The 26,255-nt window shown below is 44.9% G+C and carries 21 protein-coding genes and 1 tRNA gene; 14 read left to right on the top strand and 8 right to left on the bottom strand.

The annotated features are described in order from the left end of the window. Position 1: 1 nt before the first annotated feature. The 7 genes from cphA to tsaD all read right to left on the bottom strand — a co-directional run bounded on the left by cphA (position 2) and on the right by tsaD (position 8,518). The gene (cphA, locus tag ACFS7Z_RS00690) at positions 2 to 2,629 is read right to left on the bottom strand and encodes a cyanophycin synthetase (protein WP_377479339.1); all 2,628 of its coding nucleotides are present in this window, start codon (positions 2,627 to 2,629) and stop codon (positions 2 to 4) included. Between the two features lie 329 nt (positions 2,630 to 2,958). Continuing rightward, positions 2,959 to 3,029 (bottom strand) — tRNA-Cys (locus ACFS7Z_RS00685). A gap of 132 nt (positions 3,030 to 3,161) precedes the next feature. Then, on the bottom strand, positions 3,162 to 5,060 hold the full coding sequence (rpsA, locus tag ACFS7Z_RS00680) for a 30S ribosomal protein S1 (protein ID WP_377479336.1): 1,899 nt from the start codon (positions 5,058 to 5,060) through the stop codon (positions 3,162 to 3,164). A gap of 329 nt (positions 5,061 to 5,389) precedes the next feature. Continuing rightward, complete coding sequence (locus ACFS7Z_RS00675; protein ID WP_377479333.1) at positions 5,390 to 5,920, bottom strand: HNH endonuclease; 531 nt, start codon at positions 5,918 to 5,920, stop codon at positions 5,390 to 5,392. A 74-nt stretch (positions 5,921 to 5,994) separates the two neighbouring features. Beyond that, positions 5,995 to 6,780, bottom strand: coding sequence for a C40 family peptidase (locus tag ACFS7Z_RS00670; protein WP_377479330.1), 786 nt, complete (start codon positions 6,778 to 6,780; stop codon positions 5,995 to 5,997). 117 nt (positions 6,781 to 6,897) lie between these two features. After that, a complete protein-coding gene (gene smpB / locus ACFS7Z_RS00665; RefSeq protein WP_377479327.1) occupies positions 6,898 to 7,365 on the bottom strand; it encodes an SsrA-binding protein SmpB in 468 nt (155 codons plus the stop codon). 145 nt (positions 7,366 to 7,510) lie between these two features. Then, positions 7,511 to 8,518 carry a tRNA (adenosine(37)-N6)-threonylcarbamoyltransferase complex transferase subunit TsaD gene (gene tsaD / locus ACFS7Z_RS00660; RefSeq protein WP_377479325.1) on the bottom strand — a complete coding sequence of 336 codons (1,008 nt, stop codon included), beginning with the start codon at positions 8,516 to 8,518 and terminating at the stop codon, positions 7,511 to 7,513. 3 nt (positions 8,519 to 8,521) lie between these two features. On the opposite strand from tsaD, the gene ACFS7Z_RS00655 reads away from it, so the two are divergent. From ACFS7Z_RS00655 to ACFS7Z_RS00615, 9 genes are all read left to right on the top strand, one after another. Beyond that, positions 8,522 to 13,084 carry a translocation/assembly module TamB domain-containing protein gene (locus tag ACFS7Z_RS00655; RefSeq protein WP_377479322.1) on the top strand — a complete coding sequence of 1,521 codons (4,563 nt, stop codon included), beginning with the start codon at positions 8,522 to 8,524 and terminating at the stop codon, positions 13,082 to 13,084. 101 nt (positions 13,085 to 13,185) lie between these two features. Then, positions 13,186 to 14,082, top strand: a complete 897-nt coding sequence (locus tag ACFS7Z_RS00650; RefSeq protein ID WP_377479319.1) for a cell division protein FtsX — start codon at positions 13,186 to 13,188, stop codon at positions 14,080 to 14,082. A gap of 3 nt (positions 14,083 to 14,085) precedes the next feature. After that, positions 14,086 to 14,304 carry a DUF3098 domain-containing protein gene (locus ACFS7Z_RS00645; RefSeq protein WP_377479316.1) on the top strand — a complete coding sequence of 73 codons (219 nt, stop codon included), beginning with the start codon at positions 14,086 to 14,088 and terminating at the stop codon, positions 14,302 to 14,304. Further along, positions 14,305 to 15,138: an undecaprenyl-diphosphate phosphatase gene (locus ACFS7Z_RS00640; protein WP_377479313.1), complete on the top strand. Its 834-nt coding sequence runs from the start codon at positions 14,305 to 14,307 to the stop codon at positions 15,136 to 15,138. 2 nt (positions 15,139 to 15,140) lie between these two features. Beyond that, a complete protein-coding gene (gene truB, locus ACFS7Z_RS00635; protein WP_377479310.1) occupies positions 15,141 to 15,836 on the top strand; it encodes a tRNA pseudouridine(55) synthase TruB in 696 nt (231 codons plus the stop codon). Beyond that, entirely contained in the window at positions 15,820 to 16,749 is a 930-nt protein-coding gene (locus ACFS7Z_RS00630) for a bifunctional riboflavin kinase/FAD synthetase (protein WP_377479307.1), read from the top strand. Before truB ends, ACFS7Z_RS00630 begins: the two co-directional genes overlap by 17 nt. A 196-nt stretch (positions 16,750 to 16,945) precedes the next feature. Continuing rightward, positions 16,946 to 17,644, top strand: a complete 699-nt coding sequence (locus ACFS7Z_RS00625) for a CoA transferase subunit A (RefSeq protein WP_377479304.1) — start codon at positions 16,946 to 16,948, stop codon at positions 17,642 to 17,644. Between the two features lie 16 nt (positions 17,645 to 17,660). Further along, positions 17,661 to 18,317 carry a CoA transferase subunit B gene (locus ACFS7Z_RS00620; protein ID WP_377479300.1) on the top strand — a complete coding sequence of 219 codons (657 nt, stop codon included), beginning with the start codon at positions 17,661 to 17,663 and terminating at the stop codon, positions 18,315 to 18,317. Between the two features lie 172 nt (positions 18,318 to 18,489). Beyond that, complete coding sequence (locus ACFS7Z_RS00615) at positions 18,490 to 20,040, top strand: GNAT family N-acetyltransferase (protein ID WP_377479297.1); 1,551 nt, start codon at positions 18,490 to 18,492, stop codon at positions 20,038 to 20,040. 72 nt (positions 20,041 to 20,112) lie between these two features. On the opposite strand, the gene ACFS7Z_RS00610 is transcribed toward ACFS7Z_RS00615, so the two are convergent. Beyond that, on the bottom strand, positions 20,113 to 21,024 hold the full coding sequence (locus tag ACFS7Z_RS00610) for a chain length determinant protein (RefSeq protein ID WP_377479293.1): 912 nt from the start codon (positions 21,022 to 21,024) through the stop codon (positions 20,113 to 20,115). Between the two features lie 463 nt (positions 21,025 to 21,487). Between ACFS7Z_RS00610 and ACFS7Z_RS00605 the strand changes: the two genes are divergently transcribed. From ACFS7Z_RS00605 to ACFS7Z_RS00585, 5 genes are all read left to right on the top strand, one after another. Continuing rightward, positions 21,488 to 22,921, top strand: a complete 1,434-nt coding sequence (locus ACFS7Z_RS00605) for an MOP flippase family protein (protein ID WP_377479290.1) — start codon at positions 21,488 to 21,490, stop codon at positions 22,919 to 22,921. Between the two features lie 122 nt (positions 22,922 to 23,043). After that, positions 23,044 to 23,733: a class I SAM-dependent methyltransferase gene (locus tag ACFS7Z_RS00600; RefSeq protein ID WP_377479287.1), complete on the top strand. Its 690-nt coding sequence runs from the start codon at positions 23,044 to 23,046 to the stop codon at positions 23,731 to 23,733. Further along, the gene (locus ACFS7Z_RS00595; RefSeq protein ID WP_377479284.1) at positions 23,733 to 24,878 is read left to right on the top strand and encodes a glycosyltransferase family 4 protein; all 1,146 of its coding nucleotides are present in this window, start codon (positions 23,733 to 23,735) and stop codon (positions 24,876 to 24,878) included. The genes ACFS7Z_RS00600 and ACFS7Z_RS00595 overlap by 1 nt, the downstream gene beginning before the upstream one ends. Next, a complete protein-coding gene (locus tag ACFS7Z_RS00590) occupies positions 24,875 to 25,828 on the top strand; it encodes a glycosyltransferase family 2 protein (RefSeq protein WP_377479281.1) in 954 nt (317 codons plus the stop codon). Before ACFS7Z_RS00595 ends, ACFS7Z_RS00590 begins: the two co-directional genes overlap by 4 nt. Further along, positions 25,825 to 26,253 carry a cupin domain-containing protein gene (locus ACFS7Z_RS00585; protein ID WP_377479278.1) on the top strand — a complete coding sequence of 143 codons (429 nt, stop codon included), beginning with the start codon at positions 25,825 to 25,827 and terminating at the stop codon, positions 26,251 to 26,253. The genes ACFS7Z_RS00590 and ACFS7Z_RS00585 overlap by 4 nt, the downstream gene beginning before the upstream one ends. The last annotated feature ends 2 nt before the right edge of the window (positions 26,254 to 26,255 follow it).

The raw sequence follows: 26,255 nt of genomic DNA, 5'->3' as shown, positions 1-26,255 counted from the left end.
ATCATTCAGAGAGGACTTTCCTGTCTTGTATTACCTTAAAGCTTTCTACCATTTTCACTGCTTCTGTGATATCCTCAGTAAAAATAGCGATGATAGAGCCAGGTGAAGCGTGTTCTAAGGCATACGCAATGGCCCGCATCTCCTGAGGAATGAGCTCGGGATTCATTTCCGGCCCACTCTCATGTATGCCTTTTATTAAAGGGTCTGTAATGTCTTCTGCTTTTTTACCCCTCAGGTCCGTGTCCAGCCGCACAATGACTTTATCAAAAAGCTGCCCCACTACCTGGCCTAATTCATACAGGTCTTCTTCCCGGCGGTCTCCCACACCTGCCACTATTCCTACCTTCTGAGAAACATCCAGGCTGTTTATAAACTCCCCTATTGCTTTCATGCCCGCCACATTGTGGGCGTAGTCAATGAGTACATCAAAATCAGGGAACTTGAAAAGATTCATGCGCCCCGGTGTTTTATCCGGTGAGGGTATAAAAGTACGTAGCGAAGTTTTGATGTTTTCCTTATCGAAGTGCGAAATATAGGCTGCCAGTGAAGCCGCGAGAATATTCTCAATATTAAAGCATGCTTTGCCGCCAAAGGTCAGCGGGATGTCACCAACCCGGTCTATCCTTATTTTATAGCTGTTTTTAAAGAATGAGATATAGCCGTTCTCGAATACAGCCGCCAGTCCTCCCCTTGCAATGTGCTGCAGGACACGTGGGTTTTCCTCGTCCATGCTGAACAACGCTACTTTGCATTTTAAACCCTCTGCCATCGCATATACCAGGTCATCATCTGCATTCAGGATAGCGTAGCCCTCTTTGCTCACGCTCTTGGGTATCACTGCTTTTACCTTCGCCAGTTCCTCCAGTGTGTGGATATCCCGCATTCCCAGGTGATCAGAACTCACGTTCGTCACTATACCGATATCGCATTGCTGAAAGCCTAGCCCGGAGCGGAGCAAACCGCCACGGGCACACTCTAAAACGGCAAAGTTCACTGTAGGATCCTTCAGGACAAACTCTGCACTATATGGCCCGGTCGTATCACCTTTCTCCATTAGCTTATCCTGAATGTAAATGCCATCGGTGGTGGTATAGCCTACATGGTAGCCATTCGACTTGACCATGTGCGCAATCAGCCGGGTTGTTGTGGTTTTACCGTTAGTACCTGTTACCGCTATAATCGGGATACGGAACGGCTGCTTGTGCGGGAACAGCATATCCACAACAGGCTCTGCCACATTTCGGGGCAAGCCGTAGGTTGGTGATATATGCATCCGGAAACCTGGGGCGGCGTTTACCTCCAGCACAGCCCCTTTAGTTTCGTTCAGTGGAATGGCAATGTCAGTAGTCATCACATCTATACCGCATACATCAAGCCCCACAAGGCCGGCAATCCGCTCCGCCATCAGAATGTTGTATGGGTCCACAAGGTCCGTTACATCGGTTGCGGTACCTCCTGTGCTGATGTTGGCTGTGCTCTTCAGGTAAAGCTTCTCTCCTTTTTTAAGGACAGAATCGGTGGTAAGGTTCCGGCTCCTGAGCAAGCTTCGTGTATGCTTGTCTATCTGAATTCTGGTCAGCGGCTTCTCGTGCCCTATACCACGCTTGGGGTTTTTGTTCTCCTGGTTTATCAGCTGGCGGATGGTAGAAGAGCCATCACCCGTTACCATGGCAGGGGTACGCATGGCCGCAGCGACAAACCTGCCATTTATAACGAGGAGCCTGAAGTCAGAACCAGTGACGTACTGTTCAACGATTATACCGGAAGAGAATTTACGTGCTTCAGCAAAACCTTTCTGAGCTTCTTTCAGGCTATTAATATTAATTGTGGCACCTTTTCCATGGTTACCGTCAAGCGGTTTTATTACTATCGGGAAACCTAACCAGTCAACGGCTTTCTTTAGCTCTTCCTCATCGTAAACGGTGGTCCCCTTGGGCACCTGAACGCCTGACTCACCCAAAATAGCTTTTGTTGCTCTTTTGTCGCCGGCTATTTCTACTGCAAAAAAAGCAGTCTTACACGTTAACGTTGCCTGAATCCGCTTCTGATACCTGCCGTACCCGAGTTGTATCAATGAGTGGCTGTTCAGGCGAATATAGGGAATTCCTCTGCTTACTGCTTCAGAAATAATAGAATAGGTACTTGGCCCAAAAAACTCGTCTTCCCGAATTTCGTGCAGCCGTCTGATGTCATCGCTGAGCTTGTATTTTTCGCCCTGCACAAGGGCCTTCGTGACACGTAAAGCGGCATAGGCAGCATATTTTCCTGCGCGCTCTTCCTGGTAAGAGTAAAGAACCACCATGTGTCCCTCTTCATGTGCCGGATAGCACCTGCCATACCCACTTTCCATACCAGCCATGGTCTGAAGCTCCAGCGCCACATGCTGCAAAATGTGAGCAAAAGTAGTACCTGCTTCCACTGTTTTGAAGAAGCCTCCTTCCACACCCTCTACAGAGGGGTGCTTCAGCAAACCAGGAAACATTTTTTTTAAGCTTGAGAGAAAGTTAGGAACATCATTTGTGAGTTTCTGGCTGAGTTCTTCCAGTTCCAGTTTAAGGACAATGATTTTAGGATGTTTTACTGACCAGTAGTTTGGTCCGCGCATAATGCGCAAGTCTACAATATTCATGGATTGGGTGCCTGGGTCTGCTACTTCTGTTTGTCAATTCAAAGCTGGCCTTTTACCTGCTTATACTATTCTTTCAGCGTGATACCACGAAGCCTTGCGCTCTGTTGTCTTCCATCTCTATCAGAAGCTGGTGAAACAAAGTCTGTCGGCCAGAGTGATATCAGTTTTGCTTCATGTCATTGTAAAATTGAGTACGGAAGTACGTGACAAAAGATTATACCGGGTAATCAGGCATGTGAAAGAAAAGAAATCCTGTGCAAATGCATAGGGAGGCAGAAAGGCAGCAGGAAGTAAAACAAAAGACCCTGCTAAAGGATAGCAGGGTCTTGAGGTAACGAGCGGATTCGAACCGCTGTAGCAGCTTTTGCAGAGCTGAGCCTAGCCACTCGGCCACGTTACCGTGTTGTTCGATTGGAGTGCAAACATACGTAGAAAAACATACTTGTCAAACAATGACAGCAGTTTTTTGAGTATTAAAACAAAAAAGCCCTGGTTTACCCGGGGCTTTTCTATACTAAAATCAGCCTAGTAATTAAGCATTTGTCTCATCATCAGCAGCTTCCTCGTTGCCATCCGTCTCGTTAGACTTTTTAGCAGCGGCAGCTTCTAATTTTTTAACACCTGCTTCTTTTTCATTCTCCAGCATTTGCTCTTTCAAAGCAGACAGCGCATCCAGGTCACCAAGTGTTGACTTGTCTACATCAGTTTTTGCTTTTGGAGCAGAGGCTTTCTTCTCTCCACCTGCAGGGGCAGCACCAGGAGTTGCTTTCTTAGTAGCTCTGGCAGTTCTTGCAGCATCAACTTCTGAGTGAGAAGCAGTGTGAGAAAGAATGATTTTACGATCTTCTTTAGAGAATTCAGTTACTCTGAAGTCAAGGCTTTCACCTGCTTCAACAGTTGAACCATCTTCTTTTGTCAGACCTTTCGGGAAAGCGAAACCTTCTATGCCGTATGGCAGCTCCAGCGTAGCGCCTCTGTCTGATTTCTCAAGTACAGTAGCTCTGTGTACAGAACCGATGTTGAATACAGACTCGAAAGTATCCCAAGGGTTCTCCTCTAGTTGCTTATGGCCCAGGGCAAGTCTTCTGTTCGGAACATCAAGCTCCAGAACAACTACGTCCAGGTTCTCACCAACTTTCACGAACTCAGATGGGTGCTTTATCTTCTTCGTCCAGCTCAGGTCAGATACGTGTACCAGGCCATCTACACCTTCTTCCAACTCAAGGAATAGACCAAAGTTTGTCAGGTTACGAACTATACCAGTATGCTTGGTGCCTACTGCATATTTCGTTAACACATTTTCTTTTGTCCAAGGGTCTTCTGTAAGCTGCTTGATACCAAGTGACATCTTGCGCTCCTGTCTGTCCAGCGTCAATACAACTGCCTGCACCTGATCTCCTTGCTTGATGAAGTCCTGTGGGTTACGCAGATGCTGAGACCATGACATTTCAGAAACGTGAATCAGGCCTTCTACGCCTGGCATCAGCTCAAGGAATGCACCGTAGTCAGCTACGTTAACAATCTTACCTTCTACTTTAGACCCAACCTCGATTTCAGCAGGAAGAGCATCCCATGGGTGCGGCGTCAGCTGTTTCATACCAAGGGAGATACGCTTCTTGTCTTCATCAAAGTCAAGAACTACCACATTTACTTTCTGGTCAAGGTTCAATACTTCTTCCGGATGGTTAATACGTCCCCATGAAATATCTGTAATGTGAAGCAGACCATCAACACCACCAAGGTCGATGAACACACCGAAGTTTGTCATGTTCTTGATGATACCTTCCAGTACCTGACCTTTCTCAAGGTTGTTCAGGATAGCGGCACGCTGCTGCTCCAGGTCTTTCTCGATAAGTACCTTATGCGATACAACCACGTTGTCGAAAGCGGCGTTGATTTTCACAACCTTCACTTCCATTTTCTTACCAACAAACACGTCGAAGTCACGGATTGGCTTCACGTCGATTTGAGAACCTGGCAAGAAGGCTTCCACACCATGGATATCCATGATAAGACCACCTTTTGTTCTTCTCTTCACAACGCCGTCCAGAATGTTGTCATTCTCAAGTGCATCGTAGATACGAGCCCATGCGCTAACGATTTTCGCTTTCTTGCGGGACAAGATAAGCTGACCGTTCGGATCTTCCTGGTCTTCGATAAATACTTCTACCTCGTCACCAACTTTCAGGTCAGGAAGGTCCCTGAATTCTGAAACAGGCACCAGGCCATCAGATTTAAAACCGATGTTCAGGATCACATCACGATCAGTGATACCAACAACGGTACCTTTAACAACCTCCTGTTCCTGTACGGTTGTCAGGGTGTCGTCATACATTTGTTCCATTTCGGCCTTCTCAGACTTGCTGTAGCCTGAACCGAAACCCTGGGACTCAATCTTGTCCCAATCAAAATTGTCTGGAGAATTACTCATAATACTTTATACTGCTCTGGAGTAGCCACCAGCATAGAGCAATCAGCTGATTTGGTTTAGTTTAACATCTCCCAGGCACCTGCCTGGGCCCCATTCATTTGAATGAACTGCAAAAGTAATAATAAAACACGAAAATTGCTATATCGTTCCTAAATGTTACAAGCTTTTAATGAACTGTTTAGGTACAGAAACAGCAGAATTCCTGCTTCAGGTAACAAGGCATGGTCTTCAAGATGAATGCTTTGCAAACTACCCCTTACTTTTGTGGCATATAACTTAACTAAACTTCCAGTGGTTGATTTGCTGCTGGGGAATAAGTATCATCGGCATCAGGAAGCATCCGTCGAACTCATTTTTTCCCCTTTCAGGCCAAGGTAAACGCTCCAGTCCTGGTTGGAGGGTGTCAGGTGTAGTTGAAGGAAATTAAGCAGTGAAGGTCTTCTGGGCTGATTTTTAAGTTTAAGGCCAGCCTCTTCGGGTGTTCTGTCGCCTTTGCGGGAGTTGCAGCGCGAGCAGGCGGTTACCAGGTTCTGCCAGGCTGTCTCGCCCCCTCTGGAACGCGGAAGCAGGTGGTCCAGCGTCAGGTTTTTAACTGCACCACAGTACTGGCAGCTGTAATTGTCGCGGCGCATCACGTTGTGGCGGCTCAGGGCAATGCCATAGTAAGGCACACGCACATAACGCTGCAGCCGGATAACAGAAGGAATGGGATATACGGTGCTGACGGTATGCAGAAAATGGCCATCGGCCTTCGAAATCATCTCAGCTTTATCCAGGTACACCAACAGGAATGCCCGCTGCACAGAGCAGATGGCAATGGCGCTGAAGTCTTGGTTAAGGATGAGTACTTTGTCTTTCATGACCGCACTAAAGAGCTTATGCTCAACTTGTACGGCATAATTTACCTAATTATCTTCAAGCTTCACAAAAAATTTTAAGCATTCGAAGGTAAAATTCTTTTGATGATGCGGAGCTGGTGCGTGTACCGCTTCAGGCCCTCATTATAGATACCGGTATGATCCAGCTGATCAATCCGGACCTCACCGTGTGCGTGTATGATTTTCTGCCCCTCCAGCATAATGCCTATATGGGTAATGCGCCCTTCTGCATTGGAAAAGTAAGCAAGGTCGCCTGGCTGGGTCTGCTCCACAAAGTGCACCTCCTGCCCAAGCGCCACCTGCTGGTAAGCGTCGCGGGGCAACTGGTAGCCGCAGATACCAAAAACCTGCTGCGTTAAGCCGGAGCAATCTATTCCAAACATAGACTTACCGCCCCATAAGTAAGGGAACTTAAGGAAATTAAGTGCCACTTCTACAAGTTGCGTTTTCGACGGCAGAACTGATGTATCGGAAGCGGGTCCACTATACCCATACCGCACCTCATTCACCTGTATACTTCCGCCATCAAAAAAAGGCAGGTAGCTGCCAATGCCAACCGGAACCTGAAAATCATTTATGCTGATGAACTGCAGCAGGCTCAAGGTACGTGCGTGGGAGCTGCTTTTCCACCTGCTGAAATACTCAGGTGTAACAGCAGTATGCTGCTTGAAGTCTATCCATCCTTTGTATCCGTCTGTTGCCAGCTGTAGCTGCAGCCAGTTTCCTTCTGTGTTTATCACCTGGTAGCATTCACCAAACATAAGCTGCGATACCAGTTCTGCTCTGTCAGATGTTTCAGCACGCAAGGGCACCAGACTCAGCATGCAAATTCCGTGTTCCACTTTCTGTTGATTTGAAGATTTGATAATGAGAAGATGTGAAAATTACTCTAAAATTGAAGATGTTAATAATGTTTATCAGTAGGCGCACCACATCTATCAACTTCTACATCTTTAAATTTAAAACCCGCTGCGGGCCATCTCGCGCTTAACGTCTTTCTCTTTAATGTCCTGTCGCTTGTCGTACAGCTTCTTACCTCGTGCCAGTGCAATCTCTACTTTAGCAAAGCCCCGATCGCTGATAAAGACACGGACCGGAATAATGGTTACCCCCTGCTCCTGCGCCCCGTTCTCCAGTTTTCGCAGCTCCCTTTTGTTCAGCAACAGTTTTCGGGCGCGGGTAGGCTCGTGATTGTAATGCGTTCCTTCGGTATAAGTTGAAATGTGCATATTGTGCAGCCACAACTCACTGCGCTGGAACACGCAGTAGCCTTCCCCCATGTTCACCTGTCCCTCCCGAATCGATTTGATTTCGGTCCCCATCAGCATGATACCAGCTGTATACTTCTCTATAAACTGGTACTCGAAGGAAGCCTTGCGATTTACAATGTTAACGTGCTTTTTTATTCTGTCTTTATCTTTCGCCATTTATAACTTATTGTGAGCCAGAACCTGGCAATTCCTCTGTATTGATGTTTTGTCTCCTGCGCATTCTGCTTTCCTTTACATCCTCTTACGTTGTTAGCGTAATTAGATACAGTGGGCAGCTACAGGTTATTTCTGTAAGTCCAGCTCATATCTTTAGCCTTGGCTCCGGGCTAACGTATTGCGTTGCAAAATCTTTTTTAAGATACTGATAATGCGCTGCTATGGCTATCATGCCTGCATTATCAGTGCAATACTGAAAGGCGGGGATGTATACGTTCCAGTTGTACTTTCTGGCATAGTCCTGAAGGGCCTGACGCAAGCCTGAATTAGCCGAAACACCTCCGGCAATGGCTACCTCTTTTATACCTAGGTCTTTTGATGCCTGCACCAACTTCTTGAGTAACGTTTTTATAAGGGTATTTTGTACGCTTGCGCATATATCAGCCAGGTTTTCCTGCACGAAATCAGGCTGTACTTTCGTTTTATCACGCAGGAAGTAAAGCACAGCAGTCTTTATACCGCTAAAGGAGTAATTGTAACCGGGCATATTCCCCACAGGGAACTGAAAAGCATCCGGATTGCCTTTGGCAGCGGTTTTATCAAGCATCGGACCACCCGGGTACGGCAGGCCCAGCATTTTGGCTGTTTTATCAAAGGCCTCTCCTACAGCATCGTCTGTTGTCTGCCCAACGACTTCCATGTCCAGGTGGTCTTTTACGAGCACAATCTGGGTATGGCCACCGCTAACTGTTAAACATAGGTACGGAAATTGCGGTGTGGGTTCATCAATAAAGTGAGCCAGGATATGCGCCTGCATGTGGTTAACCTCTATAAGCGGTATGTTTAGCCCCAGAGCAAAGGACTTGGCAAAAGAGCAGCCGACCAGCAGCGCTCCCAGAAGACCGGGGCCGCGGGTGAAGGCAACTGCATTTAAATCACTTTTTGTTACATTTGCCGTACGCAAAGCTTGGGTTACTACAGGTATAATATTTTGCTGGTGGGCTCTGGAGGCTAACTCCGGAACAACCCCCCCATATAGCTCATGTACGGCCTGCGTGGCAACGATATTCGAGAGGACCTTACCACCGCTTACCACGGCAGCAGAGGTCTCATCGCAGGAAGATTCTATTGCTAATATTGTAGGTTCATTCATCTTTTGGAAACAGAACAGTCAACAAACTACCCCAAAGTTATAGGAAAAGCTATTCTAAAAATAGTATTAGGGCTTATCCTGTTCCTTTTGTTGCTGTTTGCTGCTGTTTTCGTGGCCATTCGTTTTCCCGGTGTGCAGACTAAAGTCGCACAGAAAGTGGCGGCGTATCTCTCTGAGGCTGTGGACCACGAAGTAACAGTTGGGCGGGTAGACATCAACTTCTTCAGCAACGTGGTGCTGGAAAACGTGAAGGTGCTTGATTACCTCAACAACGAGCTTCTCTACATTTGCAGAGCTGAGGCAGACATAGACGCCTTCTCTATATTTAACCCGAATAACCTGACAATAAATACGCTTGAGCTACAGCAGCCCCGCGCTAACCTGGCTGTCTATGAAGGCTCTGACTCGCTTAACCTGAATACCTTCTTTAATGCGCTTAGCAATCTTTTCACTAAAGACACTACACAGAAGCCATCCGAGCCCTTCAACTTCCAACTGAACGAATTTATTGTAAAGGACGGTCGCTTCACCTACGACGACTTTAATGAACCCCGTGTGGAATATGGGTTGGACTATGCTCACATGACGTTAGACGAGGTCTACGGCAGGTTTAGCCAGATACAACTGGAAGATACCGTTAAAGTAAGAATCAGTGATTTTACAGCTACCGAGACACGGTCAAACACGCAGCTGCACAACCTCGACAGCCGCATGACCTATGCGCCTACCTTCTGGGAGTGGGATGAACTGGACCTGCAGGTAGAGCAGAGCAACCTGCAAAATTACCTCCGTTTCGACTATAACAGGATTGGAAACTTCAGCCAGTTTATAGACAGCGTGACGATAACAGCCAACCTGAAGAATTCGCGCGTGCTTTCTCAGGACATCGCAATTTTTGCACCTCAGCTAAAGGAATACGATGAAAGCCTGTTGGTTAACTCGTTGGAGCTAAAGGGGAAAACAAATAACTTCTCTGCTACCAATGTGGACCTGGAATATGGTAAGAACACCCATATTGTTGGGAGCATCAACGCAGACGGGTTGCCTAATTTTAAAGAAACCTTTGCTAACCTGCGCCTCAAGCCTTCCACCATCAACGCCAGGGACATAAAGCAGTTTCTGCCGCAGGATGCTTACGAAGTGGCTGCTCGACTAGGTACTGTCAGTTTAGAAGGACGGTTTCTGGGTTTCTATAACGACTTCGTAGCCAACGGCGACTTCAGTACTGCATTAGGTAAACTGAGATCGGACATCAACCTGAAGATAGATGATGACACCCGCTCCTCCTCCTATAATGGTTTTGTAACGACAAATGGATTCAACCTTGGCCGGTTGTTAGATGCTGAAGACCAGATAAAAAGCATATCGATGAGTGGCCGCCTCGAAGGCTCTGGTTTTACTCTGAAAGATGCCAACGTAAAGGTAAATGCCACTGTTAACCAGGTACAGCTATCAGGCTATAATTACCAGAACTTAAAGGCAAACGGTGTTCTCCGCAATCAAATATTTGTAGGTCAGGTGGATATAAACGACCCCAACCTCATTTTCTCGGCAGATGGAGAGGTAAATCTTGCCAGCGGCAGAAAGGCTTTTAACATGGCAGCTGACCTGGAGCGTGTAGACCTGCAGGCGCTTAACCTTTCAAAAGAACCCTTTATTGTTAGTGCAAAGGCCAACTTAGACTTCCAGGGCTTAAGTCTTGACTCCTTTGAAGGAACAGCAAGCTTTGACAGCGCCAACATTGCCTATAAGGGCAACCAGGTGGCCTTAGATTCAGTGTTGATTCAATCAGAAATAACTCCGGCAAACAGAAGTCTGTTGCTGAACTCAGACCTGCTGGCGATGCGCGTGGAGGGGAACTTCGACTATACCACGTTGATCGAAGACCTGAAAATCATGGTGCAGGAATACAAGTTAAACTTTGAAAGTAACGATGCGGCGACAACTGCCTATTATAACCGTAAGGCAGCCAATGCTGATGCTGAGTATGCCTTAGCCTACACTATAAATCTGAAGGAAGTGAACCCGCTCCTGGACCTGTTCCTGCCTGAGCTGGTCTTATCAGATAACGCCACCGTAGAGGGTTCTTTCCGTTATGGCCCAACTGTTATTTTGCAAATGTTCGCCGACATAGACACTATTCAATATGAGGACTATACCTTGTTCGGGAACAGCATAGAACTTAATACGTCTAAGCTGCAGAATAACCCGGATGTGCTGGCAGCAGCTCTGTTCACCTCTCAACGGCAGGACCTGCCGGGTGCAGGTGCAACAGAGGACTTTTTTGTAGAAGGCATCTGGAGCGAGCGCACCATCGACTTTTCAACGGCTATCCGGCAGCCCGAGCAAAATAACAGGGCCGTTATAACGGGAGACCTTAACTTTTTGCAGAACCAGATTCAGATAGTCTTTGACCAATCCAACATCACGCTCCAGCAAAGTCCTTGGGCCTTTGTGCCGGGCAATACCCTGTACATTAGTGAGGGAGGCCGAAGGATTGAATTTGAGAACTTTGCGCTTACGAACAAGGAGCAGATTATCAGGGCAGAAGGTACTTTATCAGATAATCCGGATAGCCGGCTGCTGCTTAACGTGGAGAACTTCCAGTTGAACAACCTGAACCCGCTCCTTTCAATGAAGATTGAAGGCGAGTTAACAGCAGAAGTGGTAGCACAGGATATTTACGACCGTTCTTTGCTGGCAGCCGCTGTGCAGGTGGACTCCTTTTACCTGGACGAGGTATACATCGGGAATATAGTGGGCAAGACAGACTGGAGCAATGCCCTGCAAAGGGCTGAGGTGGATATCGGTATACAGCATAACAACATGAAAGTGCTTTCTGTAACAGGTAACTATAATCCGAAGGCAGCAGAAGACCAGCTGGATTTGTTAGCCGTGATGGACCAGGCGAACCTGAAACTGGTGCAACCTATACTTACCTCGCTCTTTTCTGACCTGGAAGGCTCTATGGAAGGTAGAATCAGAATATTGGGCTCTCTTGACTACCCTGTTCTAAAAGGTTCTGTCATGGTAAGCAATGGCCAGTTCACTTTTGACTACCTCAATACAACCTACCGTTTCTCTGACAGGATATACTTCGGGCCCAACAGTATCAGCTTCCGAAACGCACAGTTAAGTGATATTTATGGAAACAGTGCTACGGTTACAGGTGGTATAGCGCATGATGGCTTTGCTAACATGCTAATTGACATGAATGCGCGCTACAGGAATTTCATGGTTCTGAACACAAGTGAGGCTCAGAACGAGCTTTTCTATGGTACTGCCTTTGCCACCGGCACTGCCAGTGTGCTGGGCCCGGTAGAGAACCTGAATATTGAGGTAGATGCCCGCAGCGAAGAAAATACCCGCATTGTACTTCCCCTGGATTATCAGACAGACGTAGCCCGCAAAGACTTCATCAGGTTTGTGAACAAGACACCTTCCGACAGCACTGGCGTAGATATAGAGATTGAGAACCAAAGCGTTGACCTTTCCGGCATCAACATGAACTTTGAGCTGGATGTGACAGATGACGCCTACTTCGAAATTATTATAGACCGCACCACCGGTGACGTCATCCGGGGCTCAGGCAATGGCGAAATTCGCATGACGATTGATACGCGTGGCGATTTTAACATGTATGGCGGCTTTGAAATAACGGAAGGTGCTTATAACCTGAAACTACTGGAAGGGCTGGTAACAAAAGAGTTTGCCATCGTGCCAGGTGGCACCATCGTCTGGAACGGAGATCCGATTAACGGCGTGATGGACATTACGGCAAATTATACGCAGATGGCCTCCCTTAGCAGCCTTGCGGCGGCTACTTCAGCCTTTGATAATTCTTCGCTGGTCGGCCGCTTCCCGGTCACTGCAGTGATAGAGTTGACAGGACCACTGTTGTCGCCGCAGATAGATCTAGGTCTCTCCTTTGATGAAGTGCCTCAGAACATTCAGACATTGCTGTTGGGAACCATAAACGCCATCAAAAATGACCCGAGTGAGCTGAACCGTCAGGTTTTCAGTTTACTCGTACTGCAAAGGCTGTCCCCAACGGGTACCCTGGCGTTTGACAGCAGTATAGGCGCGGGAGCTGTTGGCGGCAGTTTAGGAAGTTTACTTTCCGGCCAGTTAAACAATCTCTTTAACTCCATCGACTCAAACCTTGAGGTAGATATTGGTTTGGACGGTATCGGCCAGGAGCAGCTTGCTTCCTTACAGCTGCGCCTGAGTTATTCATTCTTCAATGGCCGCCTGCGCCTGACAAACGAGACAGGATTCGGAGGGGTACGTGAGGATGATGCAGGCAGCGCTGCCTATATCGGTGACTGGACCCTGGATTACTACATTTCCCAAAGCGGAGAGCTACGGGCCAGGCTGGAATACAGCACCACACCGGATTTAGCCGGCCGCATCCGTAAAAGCCAGAGTGTAAGTTTGCTACACACGAAACGCTTCAACAGCCTCAGCGAACTTTTCGGCAGCAACAGGCGAGAACGCCGCCTGCGCGAACAGGAAATGGAGCGGGACCGCATTATACTGGACTCTGACCCGAGATTAGAACTCTAACACAAAAGCCGCTAAATAAATCAGCGGCTTTTGTGTTAAACAAACCATACCACCTGCTTATTTAAAATATATTTCTAATTTTGCGACGGAAGGGTTCAGGTATGGCAACAAAAGTAAAACACGTTAAGAAGAAGAAACTAGGCAATTATCCGCATACCATGGTGGTGTTTAGTATTTCGCTTGCCCTTTTTGTCATTGGCCTGTTCGGCCTGCTGCTCATACATGCAGGCAAACTGTCAGAGAGGGTGAAGGAAAGCATTGAGATGCAGGTATACCTGGACCGTAACCTGACGGAGGTACAGTTGGTGCGCCTGCAAAAAACATTTGCCGCCAAAGAATATATCGCCTATAAAGAAGATACTGCCCAGGTCCGTTTCATTTCAAAAGAAGAGGGCGCTAAAGCATTCCTGGATGAGACCGGCGAAGACTTTATGGAGTTCCTGGGAGACAACCCGCTGCGGGATGCCTATGTACTGCGCATCGATGCAGAACACTCCAGCTCCCCTACCCTTAAAAGTATTAAGCTGGACCTGGAGGAAATTGACGGGGTATACGAAGTGCAGTACGTTGAGAGCCTGATAGAATCCATTAACAGCAACATCCAGAAAATAAGTATCGTACTCTTATCCTTTGCTGCAATCCTGGTACTGGTGGTCATTATACTGATAAACAATACTATTAAGCTGGCGCTTTACTCCCAGCGCTTCCTTATCAGGAGCATGCAACTGGTGGGTGCTACATCTTATTTTATTCAGCGTCCGTTTCTGAAACGTGCCGTGTGGCAGGGCATTATGAGCGGCATCATCGCCTCTGTACTGCTTTTTGCCCTCATGCAGTATGCCTACCGCGAGGTGGCAGAACTTCAGCTGCTGCGCGACGAAGAACAGACTTATATTCTGATGGGTGCCCTGGTGGTTATCGGCTTGATCATCGGCTTTATGAGTTCTTACAGGGCGGTGCGTAAGTACCTGCGCCTATCACTAGACGAACTATATTAAATAATGGAAGAAAATAAACCCCTTCTTGCCTTCGGCAGGAAAAATTACATCCTGATGCTAGTTGGTATAGCCTTACTTGCAATAGGTTTCTTTGTGATGACTCTGGACACCGAACCTTACGGATTAGGTTTCTTAGGTATTACGCTTGGCCCTCTCATTGTACTGGCAGGTTTCGTTGTAGAATTATTCGCCATTCTGGCAAAGGACAAAGCACAGAAATAAATGAGTATTTGGCAGGCTATTATTTTAGCCATTGTTGAAGGTCTTACGGAGTTTTTACCTGTTTCATCTACCGGCCACATGATCATCGCTGCCAGTTTAATGGGCATCAGTGAGCTTCCTATCACCAAGGTATTTGAAGTAAACATACAGTTTGGTGCTATTCTTTCGGTGGTGGTGCTGTATTGGCGCCGCTTTCTGCAGAGTTTTGTTTTCTATCAGAAGTTACTGCTGGCTTTTCTGCCTGCCGCCGTCATTGGCTTTGCCCTGAACGATGTAATTGATGCGATGCTGGAAAGCGTGGTAATCACAGCGGTGATGCTGGTGATTGGGGGCGTGGTGCTCCTGTATGTAGACAAGTGGTTCAAGCATGCTGTGGATGATACCATTTCCTATAAGAATGCGCTCGTGATAGGTTTCTTCCAATGTATCGCCATGATCCCGGGTGTATCGCGTTCAGCTGCCTCCATCATCGGTGGTATGACACAGGGCATAAACCGCAAGGCGGCCGCCGAGTTTTCTTTCTTCCTGGCTGTACCCACCATGCTTGCCGCCGCTACTTACAAGTTTATCACAGACCTGCTCGGGCTGGAACTGTCAGACCTTCTCAGGTTCGACCTCGTAAAGATTCAGGACAGTTTCGGTGTATTACAACCTTATGACATCAAGCTGCTGCTGATTGGCAATTTTGTAGCCTTTGTTGTGGCAATGCTGGCCATCCGTTTTTTTATCAGCTTCCTGACAAAGTATGGCTTCAAGATGTTTGGCTATTACCGTATTGCCTTGGGGGTGCTGCTGTTGGCATTGCTGGCCATGGGCGTTGATTTAAAAGCATAAAAATGGAATACGATTTTGCCGCTGGTGAAATACTACTGATAAACAAGCCGCTTGACTGGACCTCCTTCGATGTGGTAAAGAAAGTGCGAAACGCCATCCGGGTGAAGAAGGTAGGCCATGCCGGCACCCTGGATCCCCTTGCGACTGGCCTGCTCATTCTCTGCACCGGCAAGTACACCAAGCACATTGATGTGATACAGGGGCAGGAAAAAGAATATACCGGCACCATCTGCTTAGGCCAAACCACCCCCTCCTATGACCGTGAAACGGAAGTAACGGAAACCAGGGATATCAGCCACCTATCTGAAGAAGAAATAAAAGCGGCGGCAGCAAAGTTTGTCGGCACAATAGAACAGGTACCACCTATCTACTCTGCCGTGCAGGTAGACGGCAAACGAGCCTATGACCTAGCCCGCAAAGGAAAGTCAGCTGAGCTGAAGCCGCGAACCATCACGATAAAGGCTTTTGACATTACAGCGAAAGAAAGCGCCGAAGTCCACTTCAGGGTTGTCTGCAGCAAAGGCACCTACATCAGAAGTCTTGCACACGACCTGGGGCAAAAGCTGGGATGCGGTGCTCATTTAGCGTCTCTTGTTCGCACCCGCATTGGCGACTACTCCTTAGCTGATGCGCTTACAATTGAAGACATCCAGGAAATAAGAAAAAAGCAAATAGAGGCGGATGATAGTAATTCGTGACATAAACGATTTCCCGCAACTCAGCTACCCCGTTGTTACCAGCGGCACTTTCGACGGCGTGCACATTGGCCATCAGAAAATTCTAAAACGCGTAATGGAGCGTGCTCGGCAGAGCAATGGACAAAGCGTAGTCATCACTTACTGGCCACACCCACGCCTGGTGCTTTTCCCGGAGGATAACGACCTGATGCTGCTTTCCACCATCCAAGAGCGCATTGAGGAGCTTCGAAATTTCGGTATAGATTACCTGCTCATCATTCCTTTTACAAAGGAGTTCTCCCGCACCAGCTCCCGCAAGTTTATAACAGATGTGCTGGTACGAACTATCAATACCAAAGTGCTGGTGATTGGGTATGACCACCGGTTTGGCAAGAACCGGGAAGGAAGCTTTGAAAACCTGAAAGCACGCGCTGCGCAGTATGGATTTGAGGTAGAGGAGATTCCGCGGCAGGACATTGATGACGTTGGCGTGAGTTCCACAAAAATACGCAAAGCCTTGGAAGACGGTGATATTCATACTGCGAACCGTTATCTGGGCCGCAACTATACGTTTACATCTGAGGTGGTGGAAGGCAACAAAATCGGCCGCACCATCGGCTACCCTACTGCAAATCTGGCACTACCCAGAAACCATAAGTTAATACCGGCACATGGTGTGTATGCGGTGTGGGTAAAAATAGAGGAGGCACGATATGGTGGCATGATGAACATTGGCCTCCGCCCTACTGTAGACGGGAAGCAGCTAACCCTGGAGGTACACATCCTAAACTTTAACCAGGACATCTACGGAGAAACTTTAACCGTGGAATTTGTAGAGCAGCTGCGAAAAGAGCAGAAATTCGAGAGCCTGGAAGCATTGAAGGCTCAATTGGCAAATGACCGGGAGGCAACAGCAGTCATACTTCAGATCTGAGACATCAACACATAGTAAAAAACATGAAAGCGGCTGATACAACAGCTGCTTTTTTTGTGCATAGCGATATCGTTTGAAGATAACGCTTCAATTTTTACTCATTACAAAACCTATTTCACCTAAAAAACGAAGAGGGATAAGTTTCATATGGCCCTTTTTATATATAAATTACCTTCAACACAACTGCTTTCAACCTATGATAAATAAAACAGTAAAAAATGCGCAGGAGGCACTGCAAGGCGTACAGGATGGTATGACCCTGATGCTAGGCGGCTTTGGCCTCTGCGGCATCCCGGAAAACTCCATCCAGGAGCTGCTTCGCCTGAGAGTAAAGAACCTTACCTGTATCTCTAACAATGCCGGCGTGGACGATTTTGGCATTGGCCTGTTGCTTCAGAAGCGCCAGGTAAAAAAGATGATTTCGAGTTATGTGGGTGAAAATGCTGAGTTCGAACGCCAGCTATTATCAGGTGAATTGGAAGTGGATTTAATTCCGCAAGGAACCCTGGCGGAGCGTATACGTGCCGGCGGTGCTGGTATTCCGGCATTTTTCACTCCTGCAGGCTTCGGAACAGAAGTAGGCGAAGGCAAGGAAACCCGGGAGTTTAATGGTAAAATGTACCTAATGGAAAGCTGGCTTCGGGCAGACTTTTCTTTTGTAAAAGCATGGAAAGGCGACATAGCCGGAAACCTCATTTTTAAAGGCACAGCCCGCAATTTTAACCCGATGATGGCAACTGCCGGAAAGATAACGGTAGCAGAAGTGGAAGAACTGGTGCCAGCCGGAGAACTCGATCCCAACATGATTCATACACCAGGTATTTTTGTGCAGCGTATTTTTCAGGGCGAAAACTATGAGAAGCGAATAGAGCAGCGCACTGTCAGAACGGCTTAATCTAAAAAGAAAATCAATGGCTTTAGATAAACACGGAATAGCGAAACGTATCGCGAAAGAAGTAAAAAACGGCATGTACGTAAACCTCGGCATTGGAATTCCGACGCTGGTGGCCAACTACCTACCGGAAGGTATAGAGGTAGTACTACAGTCAGAGAACGGCTTGCTGGGCATGGGCCCCTTCCCTACAGAAGCGGAAGTGGACGCAGACATGATAAATGCCGGGAAGCAAACCATCACCACCTTACCTGGCTCTGCCATTTTCAGTTCGGCAGATAGTTTTGCCATGATACGTGGGGAGCATGTAGACCTGACTATTCTGGGAGCTATGGAGGTTTCCGAACAAGGTGACATCGCCAACTGGAAGATTCCGGGCAAGATGGTGAAAGGAATGGGCGGCGCAATGGACTTAGTGGCTTCAGCCAAAAATATCATTGTGGCCATGCAGCATACCGCTCGCGACGGTTCTTCCAAACTCCTGAAGGAGTGTACGCTCCCTTTAACGGGAGTACACTGTGTAAAGAAAATAGTAACTGACCTAGCCGTACTGGAAGTTGTAGATGGTGGTTTCAAACTACTGGAACGCGCTCCGGGCGTGAGTGTGGAAGATATAAAAGCGGCTACTGCCGGTAATCTTCTTGTAGAGGGAGATGTACCGGAGATACAGGTATAGACTGGCAGCAGTGAAGCAACACATCAGAAAGCGCAGCCAAATACTGCGCTTTTAATCATTAATTTTACATGTCAAATCATTTGTACTTTAAACTGCTCCGTTTATATTATATCATAACTATACTTGGTGCACGTATAAAGGTACTACTAGTACAAGAGACATAATCCCACACATGAGCGAAAAAAACGAGACAAGTTCAGAACATAGATTGCTGCTCCGCCAGTTGGAGCTGAAAGATTACAAAGAAGTCAGAGAGATAATGAACCTGGTATACCGCAATATAGACGGTGCCTGGACCCGCAAAGAATTCTCAAACCTGCTAAAGCAGTTTCCGGAGGGGCAGATTTGCATTGAAGACAATGGAACCGTCATAGCAGCAGCCCTTAGCTTAATCATAAACTACGACAAATACGGAGACAAACACACCTACGAGCAAATCATTGACAACGGCACGTTTAAATCTCATGATCCGGATGGTGCCACGCTGTATGGCATCGATGTATTTGTACACCCGGAATACCGCAACCTTCGCCTGGGCCGTCGTTTATACGATGCACGCAAGGAAATCTGTGAAAACCTGAACCTGCGGGGCATCATCGCCGGTGGCCGTATTCCTGGCTACAAAGACTATGCTGACAAACTGACGCCTGCCAAGTACATAGAGATGGTCCGTAACAAAGAGCTGTCTGACCCGGTGCTGTCCTTCCAACTCAGCAATGGCTTCCATGTGCGCAAAATACTCAAGAACTACCTGCCCGATGACAAGGAATCACGTTCGTATGCCACGCTCCTGGAGTGGATAAACGTGTACTACGAGGAGAAGGAAGAAATTATTGGGGGTCGCAAAACAGTAGTCCGCATCGGTATAGTGCAGTGGCAGATGCGCGCTGTAAAAGACCTGGAGGACTTTATGCAGCAGGTAGAGTTTTTTGTTGACACTGTGAGTTCTTATAAGTCAGACATAGTGGTGTTCCCTGAGTTCTTCAACGCGCCGCTGATGGCCCTGACCAACGAAGAATCCCCTTCAGAGGCTATCAGAAGTATGGCTGAGTATACCGAAGAAATCAGGGAGCGGATGATTCACCTGGCGCTTTCTTACAACATCAACATCATTTCCGGTAGTATGCCGGAGTATTACGATAACAAGCTCTATAACGTGAGCTACCTCTGCCGCCGCGACGGTACGTACGATGGCCAGTACAAGCTACACGTCACCCCGGATGAGTCGCATTACTGGGGTATGCGCGGTGGCCATAAACTGAAAATTTTCGATACAGACATTGGTAAAATAGGCATCCTGATATGTTATGATGTGGAATTCCCTGAACTAGCTCGAATGCTGTCGGACATGGATATGAAGATATTATTTGTACCCTTCTGGACCGATACCAAGAATGCCTACCTGCGCGTACGCCTCTGCTCCCAGGCTCGCGCCATTGAGAACGAGTGCTATGTGGCCATTACGGGTAGCGTAGGTAACCTGCCGAAGGTAGAAAACATGGACATCCAGTACTCCCAGTCAGCTGTCTTCTCCCCTTCTGACTTCGCTTTCCCGCATGATGCAGTAATAGCAGAAGCCACACCAAACACAGAGATGACCCTGATTGCTGACCTGGACCTGGACCTTCTGAAAGACCTCAACGCTGCCGGTAGCGTCCGCAATCTCAAAGACCGCAGAAAGGATTTGTACAACCTGAGTTGGGTGACGCGGAAGGAAGAGTAAACGGCATTAATTAATAAAAGAGAAGCCGCTGTTTTTGTTAAGACAGCGGCTTCTCTTTTTAAAATAATTTGCTTAGTAGGCTAGTCTGCTTCTCCTGCGGGACTCTAAAACCAAGGCTACTATCAGACCAATAATAAATGAAATAGCGCCACCTATCAAAAGGAATTTTAAAAGGTCGGGACCTGTAGGTCTGAACCGAGGTGTGAAACCGTTTACTACCTGAATATTATCCAGTTGGTCAAGCTCCGCCTCTAGCTTTACCTGCTCCTGGTATAAAGTCATGCTTTCCTTGTACAGGTTCGTAGGATCAATGGGCTCACCATACACAAACCCGTTAACAGGTCCCCTAGGAGAAACTACGGTTGTTTTAATACTATCTATTGATTCTATCTGTGCTTTTAATTTAGTAATCAAGCTTTCTACCTCTCGCTGCCTGATAAGCTTTTGCTTAGAAAAATAACGGTTATTCTCCAGGTAGTTAGTTAAAGCCGGCTCCATTGACTCAAAAAGAGCATTGTTATATAATGTAAGCTGTATCATGAATGGAGACCCCTTTAAAATGCTGTCTTCACTAATTCTTTCCTGATCCAAGTTGAGAAACTTCATCTCTTTTATTTCCTTTGCTGCTTCAGGACCTAAATCCAAGCTTTCCGATATAGCAGAAATGTTCCCTTCATTTATCATATCAGATAAATTGGTCAGATGATTTTCAACAAACTCATTTCTGATATCTGCTAAAACGAGGGTCATGGAAGATGTGTAGTAAGGTTTCGTCATGTAATAAGCAGCAAAGCCAAACCCAAGCCCTACCAGCAGGATCAAACTTACTACTACCCAATGCCTAAAAAGGGCTATGATGGCAAATCGAATCCCGTTCCCAATCTTTTGGAAGAACCTGCCAAACAGTCTAAAAATGTGCGTCAAATCAACTTCATCTTGATTTTTGTACATTCTTTGCCTGTCCCTTTCCTCTAAATCATACATATGTTATGTTTTTGGCAAATATACAAGTCTTGCGCTGCATGCCTATAAAAGTGTTATAACATTTTATTTTATTTACTACTTTTGCCCCGAACAAACTATGGTACTATCATATAATAAATCAGCAAAAGGCACTGATTTAAACTGAAATTTGACCTGCTGCTCTTCATACATAAATTACTAATAATGCTGTACCTTTACTCTCTGAGCACTTTTCTGCTATATAAAAAGCTACTGACCATTAGCTTTTAACTCTGCATCTATTATAGTTATATGTTTGATAAATATTCTTTTTATGTTGCACTTAACACATAAGGAAAACGAGAAGTTGAACAACCCATTTCAAAAACATAAGCCCTAATGAATTAAGAATGTTGAATATTGTATGATGAGTGCTTCTTATAAGTACCATTCTTGTTTTTCAAGATAATCATTTTACTTTTCTTTGTTATCCTCTGTAACCTAGATGGAAATTAAAAAAGAAGCAATTCGAGGTGTTAAATGGACATCATTGTCAACTGGACTTACCGTAATCATACAACTTATTCAGACTGCTATACTTGCAAGAATATTATCACCTGAAGATTATGGTTTAATGGCACTAGCTAATATTGCTATGGGCTTTATATCAATATTTCTTGATATGGGTATTAGCTATGCCATCATTTCAAAACCACATATAACGCATCAGCAGCTATCCAGCCTTTATTGGTTGAACATCATTACGGGCATTTTACTTTTTGTGATACTATCTTCAGCCAGTCCTCTTGTTGCCGCATTTTACGATGAACAAGAGTTAACCCCGATCATCATTATTACTTCTATCACCTTTATAAGCTCCGGCTTTTCTATTCAATATTATGCCCTTCTGTCTAAAGAATTGAAATTCGATATATTGTCGAAAATTGCAATACTAACGCAAGGAACTGGCTTTTTAATATCTGTTATTTTAGCCTTCAATGGATTTAAGATATACTCCCTTGTATACGCTTACCTGTTTTCATCTTTGTTCAACAGCTTGTTGTTGATTTATTTTGGAAGGAAGTACCATGTTCCTTCTTTTTATTATTCTTTTCAGGAAATAAAAGAATTTATAAGCTTTGGCTCCTTTCAGATAGGAGAGCGCACCTTGAACTACTTTAATTCTCAGTTTGACTCTCTCATCATCGGCAAAGTTCTAGGGCCTGGAATGCTAGGTTTCTACACGCTGGCAAAAAATCTTACTATAAAACCCATAGACATAATAAATCCCATCATCACCAAGGTAACCATACCTATCATGTCTAAGGTCAGCAGCGACACAAACTATTTAGGAAGAATATATAAAAAAACCCTAGAGTATCTATGCTCCATCAATTTTCCTATTTATGCATTATTCTTCATACTTGCAGAACCAATCATTTTAGTTCTATATGGAGCGAAATGGACAGAGGCAATTCATTTCTTCAGGCTCTTATCACTCTACTTTTTAATCCGGACAACATTCAATCCAATAGGCTCTTTACTAATTGCCAGGGGAAAAGCGAACTGGGCCTTTTACTGGAACTTATCCTTTTTCACCATTATGCCCGTAGCTATATGGCTTGGAAGCTTTTGGGGAGTATCAGGAGTAATCTTCGCTTTGATTATTCTGTTTATTCTGGGCATATATCCTTTGTATAGATATTTGATTTCAACGCTCATATCTATATCTTTTTCTGAGTACATTAAAGTAATCACTGCCCCCCTGGTGCCAGTTTTCTTTAGTGGAATTGTGTGTTCATTTTTTATTCAGTTCCCTTCAGAAGCTTTATACCAGTTAATTTTAGGCAGTTCAATTTTCGGTTTGGTTTATATTTTCTTGATTTATTCTTTTAACCGATCGCTGTTCCAAGAACTTATAAGCTTTAAAAACAAATAGCTTTTTTGTAACTGTTCCCACCAATAAAGTCAATTATCTGTATTAACTTCCTGCTTTTACCTATAAAAGGTCACCTTTTATAGGTAAAAGCGATAAAATAGCACTTAAGCAAATAGCTGATAATGAATCATTTTGAAAATCTGGAATTAACTTTTGAAACGATTGATGTTTACCATACAAGAAGGTCAATCTATGAAGCTCTGAGGAAAGCCACTGTACATTTCAGAGGAACGTTTTTAGATATTGGCTGTGGGCAGATGCCCTATAAGTCTACCATACAACCTTATGTTAATGAATACATAGGGCTTGATTTAGATAATGATTATAGTGCAGTTAAGCCTGACATGTATTGGGATGGTAATGTTATTCCACTAGATGCTGAAACAATTGACAGTGCAATAGCTATAGAAGTTTTTGAGCATGTTCCTGATTTAAACCAATTACTGTCTGAAGCCAAAAGAGTATTAAAACCTGGAGGTGTGCTCTTTTTCACTGTACCTTTTCTGTGGCCGTTGCATGATGTACCTTATGATGAGTTCCGGTATACTCCATTTGCTTTAGAGAGAGAATTTACAAAAAATGGGTTTGAAATTGTGAAATTTAAAAGTTTGGGAGGCTGGAATGCCAGTTTAGCGCAAATGCTCGGGTTATGGCTCAAGAGAAGCAACATACCATATTTTGGAAGAAGAATAGGCTACTTTATATTATATCCCTTTTACCAGCTTTTGCTACGCAGCGATAAGGTTGATGACAATTTCATTGAAAGCAATATGATAACAGGTATAAGCGGAATTGTACGAAAGAAAATTTAATGTATAATCCTTTAGCAGTATTCACTCCTGTGCTGGGAGCCTCTTCTGAAACGTTTATTCAGAGACATGTTTTAGATCTTTGTCCTGAAGGAACATCAGTTATATATGCAGCGCAGCACCACAAGTTATTTTGGGATACAAGTCGGCCAAAATTTCATTTAGATGCTAAAATGCCTTTGAAAGACAGAGTTTTCAATAGACTCTATCAAACCATCTCCGACGGCGATAGAAGGAGTTTGCTTGACCCCGTCCGAACAAAAGCCGTCAAAGATTTTCTATTGGTCAACAAGACAAAAGTAATTCTAGGAGAATATCTTGATCAGTCACTTTGGCTGCTAAAAATTGCTAAAGAACTAAATATAAAGTTTTTTGGGCATGCTCATGGTTATGATGTATCAGAGAAACTCTTGGATACATTCTGGCGAAATGAATACCTAAAATATAACCAAGCTGATGGCATTATTACTATGAATAAGTTGACGAAAGGCAAGTTGATCGCGTTAGGTGTAAAAGAAAAACTTATTCATGTTATACCTTATGGAGTCGAAGATGCTAATTTCCAGAAAAGCTTCCGCCAGAATGAGGAAAAAATTAAGTGTTTGGCAGTAGGAAGAATGGTAGCAAAAAAAGCGCCTTTAAAGCTGTTAGAAGCTTTTAATATAGCATTGAAGATTTATCCGAACTTGCACCTCGATTATATTGGAACAGGAGATCTGCTGCCCCAAGTGGAGAATTTTATCACCATGCAAAGCCTGCAAAACAATGTTAGTTTACATTATGAAAAACCTAATGTGTTTGTAAAGGAAAAAATGAAAGAAGCAGATATCTTTGTACAACACAGCATTACTGATCCTGTTTCTGGTGATCAGGAAGGAACACCTGTCGCTATACTTGAAGCTATGAGCTATTCTTTACCAGTCATATCCACTTTACATGGAGGCATACCCGAAGCTGTTCAAAATGGTATAAACGGCTTTCTTGTTGAAGAAGGAGATGTAGAAGGTATGGCTCGACTGTTAGTTCATTTAGCACATGACAAGGATTTAATTCATGCATTTGGTACTGCCTCAAAAATGAAGTTTCAGGAAGAGTTCAGCTGGGTTGTTGAGAAAAGACGATTAAAGAATCTGTTAGAGCTTTTATGATGTCCTTCGATTCCTTTATTTCAATATCTGTTGTTATACCAACCTATAACAGAACTAAAACAATCAGGTATTGTATAGACTCCATCTTGAAACAAACTTATCCTGCTCATGAAATTCTGATTGTGGACGATTGTTCAACAGATGAAATAGAAAGTTTGATTTTATCTTATCAGAACCCTAAGGTTAAATTCCTGCCGCTGGGCTTTAAAGGAGGTGCACAGGCCGCTCGGAATTTAGGCATTACAAGAGCGCAGGGAAACTGGATCGCCTTTCAGGACTCAGATGACGAATGGAGAGAAGATAAACTAAAAAAACAGGTTGAAGCTCTAAGACTATTAGATTTTGATGAAAACGTAGTGGTTCATACTAACTGCATTACGTATATTACCTCACAAAAAAGATACAACGATTTCAATATTCCTGTTATTGAGGGAAGCAGTGAAGACATCTACAGAAAGCTGTTACTTCAACCAGCCCCTCTTTTTCCAACCATTTTAGCTTCGAAAAAAGCATTAGAAAGAATTAACTTATTAGATACCAACATCAAGTCATTCCAAGAGTGGGATACAACGATACGTTTGGCTAAACAGTGTAATTTTGTTCATCTAAAAGAGCCACTTTTTGTTTATCATCTTCACGAAGGCACAACCATTTCCAAAAACATTTATGCAGAAATTAAAGGGTACTACACCATAAGAAAGAAGTTTAAGGAAGAGATTATCTCTGAATTCGGAAAGCTTTATTTTCAGCTAGATATTATTTGGATAACATTAAGAGCTATCGAACAGAATTTTTCAGATATCTCACAGGAAATCACACGTGATAATTTCTCTAATCACAGAGTCTGGGCTTTTTTCTTCCGATCCTTGAACAGGAATAAAAGTATCCTGAAGTTGCTAATAAGTGCATCGAACAAAACAAAAAATATACTTGTAAGAACCAAGCTATGATTTCAAAAATAGAATATAACGACCAGTTACTTGCCATCATTATACCTTCCAACTTCAATGAGCCAGGTATCCACTTCTTTACTCCCGGTGAACTGTCTCAACAGCTGGCTTATATGCATCATCCGAAAGGAAAACTTATAGAGCCTCACGTACATAATCCTGTTCCAAGAGAAGTACATTACACGCAGGAAGTGCTTTTTATTAAAAAGGGTAAGCTGCGTGTCGACTTTTTCGATAATGACCAGAATTACTTAGAGAGCAGGATATTAGAGACAGGTGATGTGATTCTACTGGCAACTGGCGGACATGGTTTTGAAGTACTGGAAGAACTTGAGATGATAGAAGTAAAGCAGGGACCTTACGCTGGAGACCACGATAAAACGAGGTTCAAAACATCAGTAAGTGAAATAATAGTTAAAGCATAAAT

The sequence above is a fragment of the Pontibacter toksunensis genome (assembly GCF_042686245.1).
GTDB classification, from domain to species: domain Bacteria; phylum Bacteroidota; class Bacteroidia; order Cytophagales; family Hymenobacteraceae; genus Pontibacter; species Pontibacter toksunensis.
Note: the sequence above shows the minus strand (reverse complement) of the source record. Positions and strands in the feature narration are given on the sequence as shown.